Annotated in this window: 15 protein-coding genes; 6 read left to right on the top strand and 9 right to left on the bottom strand. The window is 72.7% G+C overall.

Annotated features, from left to right (window positions below; genetic code table 11):
• Positions 1-114: 114 nt before the first annotated feature.
• From IE124_RS31110 to IE124_RS31125, 4 genes are read right to left on the bottom strand one after another with little or no spacing between them, the layout of a single operon-like run.
• Complete coding sequence (locus tag IE124_RS31110; RefSeq protein WP_189512876.1) at positions 115-1,281, bottom strand: thiolase family protein; 1,167 nt, start codon at positions 1,279-1,281, stop codon at positions 115-117.
• Positions 1,274-2,341: a thiolase family protein gene (locus IE124_RS31115; RefSeq protein ID WP_189512877.1), complete on the bottom strand. Its 1,068-nt coding sequence runs from the start codon at positions 2,339-2,341 to the stop codon at positions 1,274-1,276. The genes IE124_RS31110 and IE124_RS31115 overlap by 8 nt, the downstream gene beginning before the upstream one ends.
• Positions 2,338-3,303, bottom strand: coding sequence for a Zn-ribbon domain-containing OB-fold protein (locus IE124_RS31120; RefSeq protein WP_189512879.1), 966 nt, complete (start codon positions 3,301-3,303; stop codon positions 2,338-2,340). Before IE124_RS31120 ends, IE124_RS31115 begins: the two co-directional genes overlap by 4 nt.
• 47 nt (positions 3,304-3,350) lie before the next feature.
• Entirely contained in the window at positions 3,351-4,151 is an 801-nt protein-coding gene (locus tag IE124_RS31125; RefSeq protein WP_189512881.1) for a crotonase/enoyl-CoA hydratase family protein, read from the bottom strand.
• 183 nt (positions 4,152-4,334) lie between these two features.
• Here IE124_RS31125 and IE124_RS31130 point away from each other — a divergent pair, with 183 nt between their 5' ends.
• Positions 4,335-5,987, top strand: coding sequence for an acyl-CoA synthetase (locus IE124_RS31130; RefSeq protein ID WP_189512883.1), 1,653 nt, complete (start codon positions 4,335-4,337; stop codon positions 5,985-5,987).
• A gap of 200 nt (positions 5,988-6,187) precedes the next feature.
• Here IE124_RS31130 and IE124_RS31135 read toward each other — a convergent pair whose 3' ends face one another.
• Complete coding sequence (locus tag IE124_RS31135) at positions 6,188-7,708, bottom strand: alpha/beta fold hydrolase (RefSeq protein ID WP_370468849.1); 1,521 nt, start codon at positions 7,706-7,708, stop codon at positions 6,188-6,190.
• 204 nt (positions 7,709-7,912) lie between these two features.
• On the opposite strand from IE124_RS31135, the gene IE124_RS31140 reads away from it, so the two are divergent.
• Positions 7,913-8,749, top strand: a complete 837-nt coding sequence (locus IE124_RS31140) for a pentapeptide repeat-containing protein (RefSeq protein ID WP_189512887.1) — start codon at positions 7,913-7,915, stop codon at positions 8,747-8,749.
• Positions 8,750-8,807: 58 nt separating this feature from the next.
• On the opposite strand, the gene IE124_RS35130 is transcribed toward IE124_RS31140, so the two are convergent.
• Positions 8,808-9,209 (bottom strand): zinc-binding dehydrogenase, encoded by a 402-nt coding sequence (locus IE124_RS35130; RefSeq protein WP_229833062.1) that lies wholly within the window; start codon positions 9,207-9,209, stop codon positions 8,808-8,810.
• Positions 9,210-9,368: 159 nt separating this feature from the next.
• On the opposite strand from IE124_RS35130, the gene IE124_RS35135 reads away from it, so the two are divergent.
• Together IE124_RS35135 and IE124_RS31150 are read left to right on the top strand one after the other, a co-directional pair.
• Entirely contained in the window at positions 9,369-9,506 is a 138-nt protein-coding gene (locus IE124_RS35135) for a hypothetical protein (RefSeq protein ID WP_306432450.1), read from the top strand.
• Positions 9,507-9,723: 217 nt separating this feature from the next.
• Positions 9,724-11,103, top strand: a complete 1,380-nt coding sequence (locus IE124_RS31150) for a cytochrome P450 (RefSeq protein WP_189512889.1) — start codon at positions 9,724-9,726, stop codon at positions 11,101-11,103.
• A gap of 14 nt (positions 11,104-11,117) precedes the next feature.
• Here IE124_RS31150 and IE124_RS31155 read toward each other — a convergent pair whose 3' ends face one another.
• Positions 11,118-11,894 (bottom strand): GNAT family N-acetyltransferase, encoded by a 777-nt coding sequence (locus tag IE124_RS31155; RefSeq protein ID WP_189512891.1) that lies wholly within the window; start codon positions 11,892-11,894, stop codon positions 11,118-11,120.
• Between the two features lie 96 nt (positions 11,895-11,990).
• Positions 11,991-13,226: a cytochrome P450 gene (locus tag IE124_RS31160; protein ID WP_189512893.1), complete on the bottom strand. Its 1,236-nt coding sequence runs from the start codon at positions 13,224-13,226 to the stop codon at positions 11,991-11,993.
• 368 nt (positions 13,227-13,594) lie between these two features.
• Between IE124_RS31160 and paaK the strand changes: the two genes are divergently transcribed.
• Together paaK and IE124_RS31170 are read left to right on the top strand one after the other, a co-directional pair.
• Complete coding sequence (gene paaK / locus IE124_RS31165) at positions 13,595-14,881, top strand: phenylacetate--CoA ligase PaaK (protein ID WP_189512896.1); 1,287 nt, start codon at positions 13,595-13,597, stop codon at positions 14,879-14,881.
• A 23-nt stretch (positions 14,882-14,904) separates the two neighbouring features.
• Positions 14,905-15,285 carry a VOC family protein gene (locus IE124_RS31170; protein ID WP_189512898.1) on the top strand — a complete coding sequence of 127 codons (381 nt, stop codon included), beginning with the start codon at positions 14,905-14,907 and terminating at the stop codon, positions 15,283-15,285.
• 29 nt (positions 15,286-15,314) lie between these two features.
• Here IE124_RS31170 and IE124_RS31175 read toward each other — a convergent pair whose 3' ends face one another.
• Positions 15,315-16,823 (bottom strand): acyl-CoA synthetase, encoded by a 1,509-nt coding sequence (locus IE124_RS31175; RefSeq protein WP_189512900.1) that lies wholly within the window; start codon positions 16,821-16,823, stop codon positions 15,315-15,317.
• Between the last annotated feature and the right edge of the window lie 70 nt (positions 16,824-16,893).

The raw sequence follows: 16,893 nt of genomic DNA on the forward strand, positions 1-16,893 counted from the left end.
GCACCGCAACCGCCGCAGCCCTCACCATCTGGCTCCGAACATGATCGGCCGGACAAGTCCTAGGCGGCTCGCGGTCGGCGGCCCCGTTGAGCCGGTGGGCAGGGTGTCCCCCGTTCAGCCTGCGGGCAGGGTGTCCCCGACCAGCCACATGGAGAAGAACTGCGCGCCGCCTCCGTAGGCGTGGCCGAGCGCCCGCCGTGCGCCGTCCACCTGGTGTTCGCCCGCCTCGCCGCGCACCTGGAGCGCGGCCTCGGCGAAGCGGATCATGCCGGAGGCTCCGATGGGGTTGGTGGAGAGCACTCCGCCCGAGGGGTTCACGGGCAGGTCGCCGTCGAGTTCGGTCACCCCGGCCTCGGTGAGCTTCCACCCCTCGCCCTCCTCGGCGAAGCCGAGGTTCTCCAGCCACATCGGCTCGTACCAGGAGAACGGCACGTACATCTCGACGGCGTCGATCTCCCGCCTCGGGTCCGTGATGCCGGCCTGGCGGTAGACGTCGGCGGCGCAGTCCCGGCCCGCCTGCGGCGAGACGAAGTCCTTCCCTGCGAAGAGGGTGGGCTCGCTGCGCATGGCGCCACCGTGCACCCAGGCGGCGGGGCGCGGGGCACGGGCCGCTCCTGCGCGGTTGGTGAGGACCATGGCGCAGGCGCCGTCGGAGGACGGGCAGGTCTCCGAGTACCGGATCGGGTCCCAGAGCATCGGGGAGGCCTGGACCTTCTCCAGGGTCAGGTCGTGCTCGTGGAGATGGGCGTAGGGGTTCTTGAGCGCGTTGCGCCGGTCCTTGTACGCGACGAGGGAGCCGATCGCGTCGGGGGCGCCGGTGCGGCGCATGTAGGCGCGGACGTGCGGGGCGAAGAAGCCTCCGGCGCCGGCGAGCAGGGGCTGCTGGAAGGGGACGGGCAGGGAGAGGCCCCACATGGCGTTGGACTCGGACTGCTTCTCGAAGGCGAGGGTGAGGACGGTTCCGTGGACACCCGCCGCGACGAGGTTGGCGGCGACGAGGGCGGTGGAGCCGCCGACGGATCCGGCGGTGTGGACGCGGAGCATGGGTTTGCCGACGGCGCCGAGCGCGTCGGCGAGGTACAGCTCCGGCATCATCACGCCCTCGAAGAAGTCGGGGGCCTTGCCGATGACGACGGCGTCGATGTCCGCCCAGGTGAGTTCCGCGTCCGCCAGGGCCCGGACGGCGGCCTCTCGGACGAGTCCGGCGATGGAGACGTCCCGGCGGGCGGCGACGTGCTTGGTCTGGCCGATGCCGACGACGGCGACGGGCTCTTTAGGCACGGGGGTCCCCTTCCAGGACGGCGACCAGGTTCTGCTGGAGGCAGGGCCCGGAGGTGGCGTGGGCGAGGGCGCGGTCGGAGGCGCCCCGGTGGATGCGGGCGGCGGCCTCGCCGAGGCGGATGAGGCCGGTGGCCATGACGGGGTTGGCGGCGAGGGCGCCGCCGGAGGGGTTGATCCGCACGCTCGCGTCGAGGCCGAGGGCCTTGGTGAGCACGACCTCCTGGGAGGTGAAGGGGGCGTGGAGTTCAGCGGTGTCGACGGGCCTCTCGAAGACTCCGGCGCGCTCGGCGGCGAGGCGGGTGGAGGGCGAGTCGGTGAGGTCGCGGACGCCGAGGGAGTGGGCCTCGATGCGGTGGTCCATGCCCCGGATCCAGGCGGGGCGCTCGCAGAGCTCGCGGGCCAGGTCGCCGGCGGCGAGGATCACGGCGGCGGCTCCGTCGCCGATGGGCGGGCAGTCGCCGGTGCGGAGCGGCTGGACGACGTACTCGCCCTGGGGGCGGGTGCCGGGCAGTTGGGCGTGCGGGTTGGCCGCCGCGTCGCTCCGGCTCCGTTCGGCGATGGCGGCGAGGGCGGGTTCGTCGGTGTGGCCCGCGTCGACGAGCACCTGGGCCTGGAGCGCGGCGAGGGCGACGGAGTCGGGCCAGAGCGGGGCGAGGTAGTAGGGGTCGAGCTGGCGGGTGAGGACGTCGCGTACGGAACCGGGCGAGGACTTCCCGTACGAGTAGACGAGGGCGGTGTCGGCCTCCCCGGTGAGGAGCTTCACCCACGCCTCGTACAGGGCCCAGGCGCCGTCCGTCTCGACGTGGGACTCGGAGATCGGCGGCCAGGCGCCGACGCCGTCGAGGGCCATGGTGAAGGAGAAGGCCCGTCCCGCGAGGTAGTCGGAGGAGCCGGAGCAGGTGAAGCCGATGTCGGAGGCCTTGAGTCCGGTCTGCCGGAGCACGTCGTGCAGGACGGGCATGACCATCTCGACCTCGGAGAGGTCGTCGGTGCGGCGGCGGTGGTCACTCTGGGCGAAGGCGACGATCGCCACCTCTCGTGCGGGCCGGTGCGGCGTCACAGCAGCTCCTTGTAGGTGTCGTAGTCGGCGTCGGGTTCGCCGGTGGGCCGGTAGTGGTCGGGGTAGCGCCCGTCCTCGCTCCACACGGGTTCGACGCGCAGGCCCATGCGGACCTCGTCGTAGGGGATGCCGGCGATGCGGCCGTGGAGGGCGAGCCCGGCGCCGTCGAGGGCGATGTGGGCGTAGACGTACGGCACCTCGATGTCCAGGTTCTTCGCCTTGATGTTGACGATGCAGTACGTGGTGACCGTGCCGCGCGGGCCCACCTCGACCTGGTCGGTGGTGGCGACCCCGCAGGTGGGGCAGGCGCCCCGGGGAGGCACGTAGACCTTGGAGCAGGAGGGGCAGCGCTCGCCGACGGTGCGGCGCTCGGCGAGCGCGTGGAGGTAGCGGGTCTGGGCGCGGCCGGGACTGTAGGTGTAGTCGAGGCGGGCGGCGGCGACGATGCCGGTGACGGGATCGGTGAACCGGCCGTCATGGGCGCCCGGTTCGACCACCGGGTCGCTGTCGTACGGCTCGAAGCAGGCGATGTCGGTGATGGCACCGGACCGTTCGGCGGCCCAGCGGATCCGGACGCGCAGTCCGGTGCGGACGGCCTCGGGGCCGGGGGCGTCGAGGGCGTGCAGGAGTGCGGTGTCGGCGCCGTCGAGACGGACGAGGACCCAGGCGAAGGGGGTGGTGAGCGGCTGGCCGGTGCGGGGCTCGGGGTTCCAGGCCCAGGTGGTGACGGTACCGGTGACGCCGACCTCGACGAGTTCGCGGAGCTCGGCGGCGGTGAGGGGGTCGTACTCGACGGGCGGGACGAGCACCTCACCGGCCTCGGTCCGCACCCCGAGCACGGTCCGCTCGCGCAGTCCGGTGAGGAAGGCGGACTGGACGGGGCCGAGGGAGCGGGTGAAGGGGAACTCGACGACAAGGGGTGCGCGGAGGGTCTCCGGGGGCGGGGCGGCTTCGGTGGTCATGGGGCGGCTCCTTGGTTGGGGGGGGTGGTGGGGGTGGGCGCAGCGGCTCACTCCCGCCGGTACTCCGGCGTCCGCTTCTCCGCGAACGCCCTCGCCCCCTCCTTCGCGTCCGCCGTGTCGAAGATCGGCCACCCCCGCTTCAGTTCGGCGGCCAGCCCCTCCGTCTCCGTCATCTCGGCGGTCTCGTAGACGGAGGCCTTCACCGCCTCGACGGCGAGCGGTCCGCACGCGTTGATGCGCTCGGCGATGTCGAGGGCCGCGTCGAGGGCCGTGCCGTCGGGGACGACCCGTCCGACGAGGCCGATCCGGGCTGCCTCCTCGGCGGTGTACGGGCGGCCCGTGAGGAGCATTTCGAGGGCGTGGGTACGGGCGATCTGGCGGGGCAGCCGGACGGTGGAACCGCCGATGGGGAAGAGGCCTCGCCTGACCTCGAAGAGGCCGAAGGTCGCGGAGGCGGCCGCGACCCGGATGTCGGTGCCCTGGAGGATCTCGGTGCCGCCGGCGACGCAGTACCCCTCGACGGCCGCGATGACGGGCTTGCGCGGGCGGTGGTGGCGCAGCATCGCCTTCCAGTGCAGGTCGGGGTCGGCTTTCAGGCGGTCCCGGTACTGCTCGCCCTCCATGCCCTTGCCGGCCAGGGCCTTGAGGTCCATGCCGGCGCAGAAGGAGCCGCCCGCGCCGGTGAGGACGATCGAGCGGATGCCGTCGTCGGCGTCGGCCTCCAGCCAGCCGTCGTGGAGGCCGACGAGCATCGGCAGCGAGAGCGCGTTCTTGGCCTCGGGCCGGTTCAAGGTGAGGACGAGCGTGGCGCCTTCGCGCCGCACGTCCAGGTGTTCGGTGCCACCCATGGGGTCTCCCGTCTCCAGTTCTGGAACAGGTTGCAGGAGTGGGGGATCCAGTTCAATAGTTTTCTGACACTCAGTCAGATTCTTCTGCGCACCCCCTTCCCCCCGTCGCCGGTCGGCGCTCTAATGACCGCCACGTCACTGCGCACCCGTACGAGTCAGCGCGAACCGGGATCAGGAGGAACGGTGGAGTACAACCTTGCCGACCTGTTCGAATCGGTGGTCGACGTGGTCCCGGACCGCGAGGCTCTCGTGTACGTCGATCACCCGGGCACGGGCGCGGAGCGCCGCCTCACGTACGCCGAACTCGACGCCGCCGCCAACGGGATCGCCCATCACCTCATCGACGCGGGCATCCGGCCCGGCGAGCACCTCGGCCTCCACCTGTACAACGGCGTCGAGTACCTGCAGACGGTCCTCGCCTGTCTCAAGGCGCGGATCGTGCCGGTCAACGTGAACTACCGGTACGTGGAGGAGGAGCTCGTCTACCTCTACCGGGACGCCGACCTGGCGGCGCTCGTCTTCGACGCCGAGTTCACGGATCGGGTGGCGGCGGCGCGGCCGCAGACGGAGAAGCTGCGGCACCTCGTGCGGGTGGGGACCCCGCCCGAGGGAGCGCCGGCCCTCGACTGCGTCCCGTACGCCGAGGCCGAGGCGGCCGGCGCGAAGGAGCGCGGCTTCGGCCCGCGATCCGGGGACGACCTCTTCATCATCTACACCGGCGGCACGACCGGCATGCCGAAGGGCGTCCTGTGGCGCCAGGAGGACCTGTTCTTCGCGGGCCTGTTCGGGGGTGAGCCCTCGGGCGAGCCCGTGAAGCGGCCCGAGGAGCTGGCCGAGCGGGTCGCGGCAGGCGGCCCCGGCATCACCTTCTTCCCCGCGCCACCGCTGATGCACGGCACCTCCACGCTGACGGCGTTCATCGCCTTCAACTACGGCCAGCGGGTCGTCCTCCACCGCAAGTACGTGCCGGAGGAGGTCCTGCGCACCCTGGAGAAGGAGAAGGTCTCCAGCATCTCCCTCGTGGGCGACGCCATGCTGCGCCCGCTCGTGGACGCCCTGCACGGCCCCCTCAAGGGCACCGACCTCTCCCAGCTCTTCAGCCTGTCGTCCTCCGGGGCGATCATGTCCGACACCGTCCGTGCCCAGCTCCAGGAGCTCATGCCGAACGTGCTGCTGCTCAACAACTTCGGCTCCACCGAGTCCGGTTCCAACGGTCGCGCGACGGACGACTCCGGCCCTGACAAGGGCTTCCGGCTCCACGTCAACGAACGGACGCAGGTCGTCGACCCGGCGACCCGCGAACCCGTCGCGACGGGCGAGATCGGCCGCCTGGCCCAGCGTGGTCACGTCCCGCTCGGCTACTACAACGACCCGGCCAAGACCGCCGAGACCTTCTTCGAGAAGGACGGCGTGCGGTGGGTGCTCCTCGGCGACATGGCGACCGTCGACGAGCAGGGCGTCGTCACCGTCCTCGGGCGCGGCTCGCAGTGCATCAACACGGGCGGCGAGAAGGTCTACCCGGAGGAGGTGGAGCAGGCGCTGAAGTCCCACCCCGACGTGTACGACGCCCTGGTCGCCGGGGTCCCCGACGCCCGCTGGGGCAACCACGTCGCCGCGGTCGTCCAGCTCCGCGCGGACGCCCCGCCGCTGGACCTGGAGGCGGTGCAGACCCACTGCCGCCCGCGCCTGGCGGGCTACAAGGTCCCTCGCCAGCTGGTGCTCACCGACCGGATCCAGCGCTCCCCCAGCGGCAAGGCGGACTACCGCTGGGCCCGCTCGGTGGCGGTGGAGGCGGACGCTGACGCGGGAACGGCCACGGAGGACGGGCGGGTCTAGGGGGTGTCGTCACATTCCCGTCGTCGCCCGAAGGGCGGCCCCGCGGCGTCTGGTGCGTGTTCTCGGCGTGCCGGGCGAAGGCCCACGTACTGGACGTACGTGGGCCTTCGCCCGGTGCGGCGAGAGTGCGTGCCCGGGGGGCGCCTCCCAGCGGTAGCTGGGGGAGCGTTGCGGCGCAGACGGGAATGTGACGACACCCCCTAGACCCCGAACTCCCGGAGCGCTGCCAGGAATTCGACCGGCCGGGCGTCATGGATCAGATGCCCGGCGTCGATCGTGACCAGGCGGGCGCCGGGGATGCGTTCGGTGAGCCGGGTGAGGTGTTCCTGCGGGAGGTGGCTGGACGGGCCGCCGGCGAGGACGAGGGTGGGGGCCGTGATCGCGTGGAGGCCCTCGCGCCAGGCGGGGTCGGGGGCGTTCAGCTGGGCGTCGGTGGTCGTGACGACCTCCCAGTCGAGGGCGAGCGGGCCCTCGGGGCGCTCGGCGACCGGGCGGGGCGGGTCGAGCGGGATGAAGGCGGGCGGCTCCTCTAGGACCAGGCGCCCGATCAGGCCGGGTTCGTGCTGGGCGAGGAGGCAGGCGGCCCCGCCGCCCATCGAATGCGCCACGACGGTCGCCCCGGCGAGGCAGAGAGCGCGCAGGAAGCCGCCGAGTTCGTCGCGGAGGTCCTCGAAGCCGTAGCCGCCGGGACGGTCGCTCAGTCCGTGGCCACGCAGGTCGGGGGCGTACACCCGGTGGTCGGCTGCGAGGCCCTCGGCGATGCCGTGCCAGGCGGTGCCGTTCTCGCCTCGGCCGTGGACGAGGACGACGGGCGGGGCCCCCTCGGGGCCGCTCACCCGGTAGGCGAGGCGCACGCCGTCCACGGTGACCGTGCGGACCTCCGGATCGAGGAAGGCGGCGACCGGGCGGACGAAGGCCTCCGCGTCGTCCACCCAGGGGAAGTGCCCGGCGCCGGGCAGGACGACGAGCTCGGCGTCGGGGAAGCGCGTCGCGATCTCGGCGGCCCTGGCCGGGGTGGGACCGGCGTCGTACTCCCCGGCCAGGATCAGCACCGGCGCCTCGAGCGCGGTGAGGGCCTTTCCGGTGGTCTCCGGGTCGTAGGCGCCCTCGCCGTGGTAGGCCGAGGCCGCCTCCCAGTGGATCTGCTCCTGCGCTGTCGCCGCGTGCTTCTGGGCGGCCTCGTCCCAGCGGCCGTAGGCGAAGGGCGCCACGATCTCCAGTTCGCGGGGCAGCGGGGTGTCGGGGCCGATCGAGGCGAGTCCGGCGCGGGCCGCCGCGTACCAGGGCCGGTCGGCGAAGACCTCGACGGCCTCGTCCCACTCCTCGTCGGTGGTGCCGAGGCCGAGCGCCCGCCCGGCGGAGGTGACGAGGACGAGGGAGCGGACGCGCTCGGGGTGGGCCGCGGCGTACAGCGTGGCGAGGTTCCCGGCGGCGGAGTGGCCGAGGAGGTCGATCCGCTCCAGGTCGAGGTGGGCGCGGAGGGCCTCGACATCGCCGACCTGACGGTCGCAGCGGTACGTGCCGGGGTCGGCGGGCTCGGCACTCGCCCCGGTGCCGCGCGCATCGAGCACGACCAGGGTGCGGTGGGCCGAGAGTCCGCCGAGGTCGCCGAGGTAGGCGGCGTCGCGCATGGGACCGCCGGGCAGGCAGATCAGCGGCTCGCCCTCGCCCTGCGTCCGGTAGGCGAGTTCGGTCCCGTCGTACGTGGTGAAGGTCGTGATGGTGGGCATGCGGTTGATCATCACGACCACTTGTCGATCTCCGCAACGGATTTCGCCTAGGGCGGGACTACGGGCGGGATGGTGGGCGGGACGAGGGCGGGACGACATGCGGGACAACGTGCGGGGGGGGGCTCGGGACGAAGCGTGCAACGACGTGCGGAAGGCCTGCTGAGGGCGCGATACGGTGGTTGGACCGTCCCCGACATGCGAAGGAACCGTTCCACCGTGCCCGAGACCCGGGAATCCGCGCTGCGCGGCGACTGCGCCGAGTGCTTCGGGCTGTGCTGCGTGGCGCTGCCTTTCGCGAAGTCGGCGGACTTCGCCGTGAACAAGTCGTCCGGTGACCCCTGCCGCAACCTCCAGGAGGACTTCCGCTGCGGCATCCACACGCGCCTGCGGCCCAGCGGCTTCCAGGGCTGCACGGTGTACGACTGCTTCGGCGCGGGCCAGCACGTCTCCCAGGTGACGTTCGGCGGGGTGTCCTGGCGCGAGGCGCCGGAGACCGCGCGCCAGATGTACGAGGTGTTCCCGGTCGTACGCCAGCTGCACGAGCTGCTCCGCTACCTCACCGAGGCCCTGGCCCTGCCGGCCGCCCGGCCACTCCACGCCGAGCTGCGCGCGGCGCTCGCCCGGGTCGAGGAGCTGACCGGGGGAACGCCCGACGCGCTGGAGAAGCTCGACGTGGCGCCCGTGCGGGCCGAGGTGAACCCGCTGCTCCTGCGGACGAGCGAGCTGGTCCGGGCGACGGCGGGCGGCAGGCCGAAGAGCCGTCGGGGGGCCGACCTGATCGGCAAGCGGCTGCGCGGGGCGAAGCTGCGGGGCGCGGACCTGCGCGGGGCGCTCCTGATCGCCGCCGACCTGACGGGGGCCGACCTGACGCTCACCGACCTCATCGGCGCCGACCTGCGGGACGCGGACCTGTCGGGCGCGGACCTGACCGGCGCGCTCTTCCTCACCCAGCCGCAGCTGAACGCGGCCCGCGGAAACGCGGCGACCCGTCTCCCGGCGGGCTTCGACCGCCCGACGCACTGGACGCCCTGACCCCCGCCCCTCCGGGTCACGAGGGTACGGTCACGACGATCTTGCCCACCTGGATCGGTCACGCCGGGCCCGGCGACCCGTCGAAGGCGAGGCCTGCGCCGCGCCCGCCGGTGAGGTCGAGGACGCGCTCGACGACGTCCTCCTCGTCGGTGACGACGACCTCGGCGGCGCCCGCCTCGAGGAGGGCGTCCCTCTTGGCGCGGGTGCGGGTGGTCGCGACGGGGACGGCGCCGACCCGCTGGGCGGTGCGGATCGCGGCGAGACCGACGCCGCTGGAGGCCGCCGTCAGGACGACGGTGTCTCCGGCCCGCATCCCGCCGACGTCCACGAGGCCGCCGTACGCGGTGAGGTACGGCATCCACACGGCCGCACCCCCGACGGCGTCGAGGCCCGCGGGGCGGGGGACGACCGAGGACGCCGGGACGACCGCGCGGTCGGCGTAGACACCGTGGTCGTTCATCGAGAAGGACGGGACGACACTCACCGCCTGCCCGACCGCGAGGCCGGTGGCCCCCTCGCCCAGGGCCTCGATGACACCCGCCGCCCAAGCCCCAGACGAGCGGGGAAGCGCCGGGCGGGTTCGATGTACCGGCCGCCGCGGAAGAGGGCCTCGGCGCGGTTGAGCGGCCTCATCCGCCAGCACTACGCGGGCACTTCCCGCATGAACGTCCTGCGCCGCGAGGAGATCGACGAGCGGTTCCCGGGCCTCCTGCTCGCCGTGGTCACGGCACACGACCGCGACGCCCCGTCAACCTGACGGAGATTCGGGTGACGGCCGCCGACCTGCCGTTTCCCGTGCCGCACGCGCGCGTCGCCACCGGGCTGCGCTAGATACACCGGGGTGCGGAACCTGGCCGGGGTGGACCCGACTCGGCGTCCGGCGACGTCTCGGTCGGCCGGACCGCCACCGGGATCGACCTTCAGCAGGGGGGTCGCCCGACGAGGGGACCCGCCAGGAGGAGCCGTGGCGCGCCATGAAGGACTTCCCCTCGATCCCTACCGCTCCCCGCGCGTTGCCGCTCATCGGACACGTCGTACCGCTGCTGCGGGACCCCTTGGCGTTCCTGAAGTCGTTGCCCGCACTCGGTGAGCTGGTCCGTGTCCGGCTCGGTCCGCTCAGCATGATCGTGATCTGCGATCCGGAACTGACCCGGCGAGCTCTGCTGGACGACCGCGTCTTCGACAAGGGCGGCCCGCTCTACGACCGCCTGAGAGAGGTGATCGGCGACGGCGTGGTCTCCTGTCCGCATCAGGCGCACCGCCGGCTGCGACGGCTCTCCCAGCCCGCCTTCCACCAGGCCCGGCTGCCGGACTACGCGCGGGCCATGACCGGTTGCGTGCAGGAGACGACCGATTCGTGGAGTCCCGGGCAGGTCCTCGACGTGCCCGCCGAGATGATGACGACGAGCTCCAGGATCATCACCGCCACCCTGTTCTCCGACGCCCTGCCCTCGACGGCGCACGGCCGGCTCACCGACGATGTCACCACCGTGGTCAAGAGCCTCTACCAGCGCATGTTCCTGATCCCGCCGCTCGATCGCCTGCCCACCCCCGGGAATCGCGCTCACCTCGCGGCCCGCGCCCGACTCCACGGCACCGTCGAGCGCGTCATCGCCGAGCGCCGCGCCGACGGCGCCGACTACGGGGACCTGCTTTCGGCCCTGGTGGCGGCCCACGATCCCGAGGACGACCGTCCCGGCATGAGCGGGGCCGAGATCACCGACACGGTCGTCTCCTTCGTCCTGGCCGGTATCGAGAGCACCGCCGCCACGCTGTCCTCGGCCCTTGATCTGGTGGCCCGCCACCCCGAAGTCGAGCAGGCCCTGCACGCCGAGGTCGACGCCGTCCTCGGCGGTGCGCCGGCCACCCACGCCGATCTTCCGCGCCTTCCGCTGACCGAGCGCGTCGTCACCGAGACCCTCCGGCTGCGCCCGCCGGGCTGGTTCTTCACCCGCGTGGTCACCGCCGACACGCGGCTCGGCGGGCATCTGCTGCCGGCCGGGACCAGCGTCGCGTACAGCCCGTACCTGATCCACCACCGGCCCGACATCTACCCGGATCCCGAAGCCTTCTCCCCCGATCGCTGGGCCGCCCCGCACCCCCAGCCGCCCCGCCACGCCTTCCTCCCCTTCGCCGCGGGCGCCCGCAAATGCATCGGCGACTCCTTCAGCATGATCGAGGCCACCCTCGCCCTCGCGACCATCGCCGCCCGCTGGCGCCTGGAGCACGTGCCGGGCCATCGGGGCCGCCTCGCCGCGGCGGTGACACTCGAACTCCGCGACCTGCGCATGCGGGCGCGCCCCCGCACGACCGTGCCCGCAGCGGCCCTGCGCTCGCCCGAAGGGGCGCCCTGATCGCCCCGCCCCACCTACGGGGTGTACGTGTACGGGGTCGTCGTCGAGAGCGTCAGGAAGCCCAGGCGCTGGAGGATCGGGCGGCTCGTGTCCGCCGCGTCGACCTGGACGTAGCGGTGGCCGCGGGCCGCGGCGATGCGGGCGCGGTGGGCGACGAGGGCGCGGTAGAGGCCGCGGCCCCGCCACGCCTCGACGGTGCCGCCGCCCCAGAGGCCGGCGAAGTCGGTGCCCGGGCAGAGTTCGAGGCGGGCCGCGCTGACGGGTTCGCCGGACGCGACGGCGACGACGGCGGTGACCGTGTCGGGGTCGGCGGCGAGGCGGTCGAGGAGCTGGCGGCCGATGTGGGAGCTGTCGGTCCCGAAGGCGCGTTCGTGGACCTCGACGACCTGGCGTACACCGGCCTCGTCGGTGACCGCGTGGAGCTCGACGCCTTCGGGGAGCGGCACGTCCCGGGGCAGGGCGGCGGCCTCGGCGGCCATCAGGGTCTCCGGGTCCTCGGCGGTGAAACCGGCGGCGAGGAGCCGGTCGGCGAGGTCGGCGGGGCCGTCGTGTCCGTACAGCTTCCACTCGAAGGAGAGTCCGGCGGCCCGGTAGTGGGCGATCTGTTCGTCGATCGCGGCGTCGGCGCCGGGGGCGTCGAGTCCGGACCAGAGCACGCCGTTCCAGGCGTGCGCGGGTCCGGTCTGCCGGACGACGGGGCCGACGCGCTCGACCCGGCAGCCGGGCCCGTCGGGGCGCGCCTCGCGGCGGAGTTGACGGTCGTAGAGGTCACGCAGGTGCTGAGGTTCCATGGGGGCCACTCCAGCAGCGGGTCCCGCCCGCGGCAACAGGTTTTGCCTGGCCAGGGTGGTCGGGGCGGCGGGCACGGCGTCGGTGGTGATCGGGGATCACCAGGTGACGGGCAGGGTCTCGGGGCCCCGGATGAGGGCTCCGCGCTGCCATCGGAGCCGGTCCTCGGGTACGGCGAGGCGCAGGTTCGGGAAGCGGGTCCACAGGGAGTCGAGGAGGATCTCCGACTCGATGCGGGCGAGGGCGGAGCCCGGGCAGTCGTGCGGTCCGTGGCCGAAGGCGACGTGCGGGTTGTAGCCGCGGTCGAAGTCGAGCCGCTCGGGCTCGGGGAAGACGTCCGGGTCGCGGTTGGCGGTCAGGTAGGAGACGTAGACCGGGTCCCCGGCCGGGATGGTGACGCCGCCGACCTCGACGTCCTCCGTGGCGATCCGGGAGAGGCCGACGGCGCTGCGGTGCGGGATGTAGCGGAGGAGCTCGTCGACCGCGTGCGGGACGAGTTCGGGTTCGGCGCGGAGCCGGGCGAGGTGCTCGGGGTGGGTGAGCAGCGCGTACACCATGTTGGCGCTGTTGTTGCGGACGGCGAGGGCGCCGCCGAGCTGGACGAGGAGGGCGAGTCCGACGGCCTCCTGCTCGGTGAGGGCGTCCTCGTCGACGGCGTCGGCGAGGACGGCGGCGAGGGTCTCCTTGCCGGTGCCGTGGCTGCGGCCGACGAGTTCGGTGAAGTAGCGGCCCATGTCGGCCTTGGCCTGTTCGCCGGCCTCGCGTCCGGCGCCGGCGGAGACGCCGGCGGAGACGATCGTGTCGGACCAGCGGGCCATGAGCGGCTGGTCGCCCTCGGGGACGCCCATGAGCTCGCTGACCACGGCGAGCGGGAAGGGACGGTTGACGAGGTCCATGAGGTCGGCGGGGGCGCCGTGTTCCTCGACGCGGTCGAGGAGCCGGTCCATGACCTCCTGGGCGTGGTCGCGGAGGGCGCGCAGGGCGCGGGCGCTGAACGCGCGGGCGACGACCCGTCGCATCCGGGTGTGGTCAGGCGGGTCTGCGAAGCCGACGGCCCCTTCCATCGGGGTGAAGTGCGGGGCGACCCGGGTGAGGGAGCGTCCCTGGACGGCCTGGCGGCTGAAGCGGGGGTCGGCGGAGACGAACTTGACGTCCTCGTAGCGGGTGACGAGCCAGGCGTGGCCCTCGCCGTTCGGGAGGCGGACCCGGGTGACGGGGTCCTCGTGCAGCAGCCTGGCGAGCAGCGGGTCGAACTCGAGGCCGGTGAGGTCGGGCACGGCCCAGAAGTGGACCCGGGGGGAGTCGGCGGTGTCGGAGGCGGTGGTGGTGGTCACGGGGCCACCTCCGCGGGGCCGGCGGGAGGGCACAGCACAGGCATGACGTCACTTTCGGCCGGGCTCGCGGGCTGGGCCCGCCCGTCCGGAGCCGGCGGCGGGGCCGTCCGGGACCGGGCCGGTATCGGACGGTCCACTCGTTCCCGTACGCCTCTGCGAGCGACCCCCGCTCCCCCGAAAAGCACCCCAAGGTGTGACGTACGGGCGAACCGGGCGATCCGGGAGCGTGGTGGGGGGGCGGTGGTGGGGCGCGCCCCGATTGGCCCCCTCCCACCCCTTGCCAAGCCCCGGGCACCTGCGGGTTTACTGGCCCGGACGCAACTACCGAATGATCGGTAGTCCGTTTTACGACTGCGGAGGAGTGGCGCATGACGGATCTTCTGGACAGCGGCGAACGGCTCGGGCGCGAGGAGCTGGCGCTGCTCCAGCTGGAGCGACTGCGCGCGACCCTGCGGCACGCGTACGAGAACGTGCCCTTCTACCGGGCGTCCTTCGACGCGGCCGGGCTCTCCCCCGACGACTGCCGCAGCCTCGCGGACCTCGCCCGCTTCCCCTTCACGGCCAAGTCCGACCTGCGCGACCACTACCCCTTCGGCATGTTCGCCGTCGACCAGTCCCGGATCCGTCGCGTACACGCCTCCAGCGGCACCACCGGGCGGCCGACCGTCGTCGGCTACACGGACGGCGACCTCGACACCTGGGCGGACGTGGTGGCCCGCTCCCTGCGCGCCGCAGGGGCGCGCCCGGGCCACAAGGTCCATGTCGCCTACGGCTACGGCCTGTTCACCGGCGGACTCGGCGCCCACTACGGCGCGGAGCGCCTCGGATGCACGGTCATCCCCGCCTCGGGCGGCATGACGGCCCGGCAGGTGCAGCTCATCCAGGACTTCCGGCCCGAGATCATCATGGTGACCCCCTCGTACATGCTCACGCTGCTCGACGAGTTCGAGCGGCAGGGCGTGGACCCGCGCTACACGTCCCTGAAGGTGGGCGTGTTCGGCGCGGAGCCGTGGACCGAGGCGATGCGGAAGGAGATCGAGGAGCGCTTCGCCATCGACGCGGTCGACATATACGGGCTGTCGGAGGTGATCGGCCCCGGCGTCGCGCAGGAGTGCGTGGAGACGAAGGACGGGCTGCACATCTGGGAGGACCACTTCTACCCGGAGATCGTGGATCCGTTCACGGGCGAGGTGCTGCCCGACGGGGAGGAGGGTGAGCTCGTCTTCACCTCGCTCACCAAGGAGGCGATGCCGGTGATCCGCTACCGGACGCGCGACCTGACGCGGCTGCTGCCGGGGACGGCGCGGGTGTTCCGGCGGATGGAGAAGGTCACCGGGCGCAGCGACGACATGATCATCCTGCGCGGGGTGAACCTCTTCCCCACGCAGATCGAGGAGATCGTCCTGCGCACGCCCGCCGTGGCCCCGCACTTCCAGCTGCGGCTCACCCGGGAGGGCCGGCTCGACGCCCTGACGGTACGGGCCGAGGCCCGCGCGGAGGCGACGGCGGAGCAGCGCGAGGAGGCGGCCCGGGCCATCGCGGCGGCCGTCAAGGACGGGGTCGGGGTCTCGGTCGGCGTCGAGGTGGTCGACCCGGAGACGCTGGAGCGGTCGGTGGGCAAGATCAAGCGGATCGTTGACCTCCGCGGCGCGTAGCCTGGAAGGAGGAGGTGAGTGCGATGCTGTCTGACTCTCCCATCGCCGCGATCATCCCGGTCAACGACCTGACCCGGGCCAAGCGCTTCTACTCCGAAACACTCGGCCTTCCCCTCACCAAGGAATCGGCCGAGGACACCCGATACGAGTGCGGGGGCACGACGATCGGACTCTACGAGACGCCCTACGGCGGCCAGGCCGGACACACCCTCGCGAGCTGGAAGGTCGCCGATCTCGACGCCGAGATGACGGAGCTCCGCTCCAAGGGCGTCACGTTCGAGGAGTACGACCTGCCGGGCATCAAGACGGTCGACGGCGTGGTCGAATCGGACACCATGCGTGGTGCCTGGTTCAAGGACAGTGAGGGCAACATCCTCTGCGTGGTGGAGGAGCTCGCGAGCTGACGACGTCACGACGTCACGACGTCACGACGTCAAACGGTACCGAAGCGGTCCCGCAGCTCGCGCTTGAGGATCTTGCCGCTCGCGTTGCGCGGCAGGTCCGGGGTGAAGTGGACGCGCTTCGGGGCCTTGAAGTGGGCGAGCTTCTCGCGTGCGTGCGCGAGGAGTTCGGCCTCCGTGACCCCGCCGCGCGGGACGACCACGGCCGTGACGGCCTCGATCCAGCGCTCGTCGGGGAGGCCGATCACGGCCACCTCGGCAACGCCCGGGTGGGTGTACAGGGCGTCCTCGACCTGGCGTGAGGCGACGAGCACTCCCCCGGAGTTGATGACGTCCTTCACCCGGTCGACGATGGTGAGGAAGCCCTCGGCGTCGCGCACGGCGAGGTCTCCCGAGTGGAACCAGCCGCCTCTGAAGGCCTCCTTGGTCTCCTCCGGTTTGCGCCAGTAGCCGTCGCACAGCTGCGGTGAGCGGTAGACGATCTCCCCGGCGGTGCCGTCGGGCACGTCGTTCCCGTCCTCGTCGACGACCCGGGCCTCGACATGGCGGACGGGCCTGCCGCAGGAGTCCATCCGGCCCTCGTGCTCCTCGGGCCCGAGGACGGTGGCGAGGGGGCCGATCTCGGACTGGCCGAAGCAGTTGTAGAAGCGCAGGCCGGGGAGCCGTGCCCGCAGCCGTTCGAGTACCGGTACGGGCATGATCGAGGCCCCGTAATAGGCCTTGCGCAGCGCGGACAGGTCACGGCCGGAGAAGTCCGGGTGGTTGGCGAGGCCGATCCAGACGGTCGGCGGTGCGAAGAAGCTGTCGGCGCGGCCCGCCTCGACGAGGTCGAAGAGGACGGCCGCGTCGGGACCGTCGACGATCGTGTTCTCCGCGCCGACGGCGAGATAGGGCAGCAGGAAGACGTGCATCTGCGCCGAGTGGTAGAGCGGCAGCGCGTGCACGGGCCGGTCGTCCTCGCGCAGGTCGAGGGCCTCCACGGCGCTCGCGTACTCGTGGACGAGCGCGCGATGGGTCATCATCGCGCCCTTGGGCAGGGCGGTCGTGCCCGAGGTGTAGAGCAGCTGGACGTACTCGCGGGCGTCGCGGTCGGTGTCGTACTCCTCCGGTACGGCGAGCGCGTCGAGGAGCGAACCGGGCGCGTCCCGCAGCGGCTTGACCGCGAAGCCGTCCGGGACGCGGTCCACGAGGGCGGGGTCGGCGAGGACGAGCGAGGTCTCCGACTGCTCCAGGAGGTACGCGAGGTCGTCGCCGGTCAGATGGTGGTTGACCGGCACGTGGATCAGGCCGGCCCGCGCGCAGGCGAGGAACGCGATGAGGTAGGCGTCCGAGTTGTGGCCGTAGGTCGCGACGCGGGCGGACTCGGGCAGGCCGAGGCCGTGGTGCGGCTCCCGCAGGACGGCGGCGGCGGTCGTGACGGCCTCGTCCAGCTCGGCGTACGTCCAGGTCCGGTCGGCGTACCGGACGGCGACGCGGTCCGGGACGCGCTGGGCGCTCATGCGCAGCACGCCGTCGACGGTGCGGCTGAGGAGTCGTTCCATGCCGTGATCCTCGGCGCGGGCCGGGCGGAAGGTCAAGTACCGTGCGGCGCGTCGTACATACCCCCGGCCT

Source organism: Streptomyces narbonensis, assembly GCF_014649015.1.
Taxonomy (GTDB): Bacteria; Actinomycetota; Actinomycetes; order Streptomycetales; family Streptomycetaceae; genus Streptomyces; species Streptomyces narbonensis.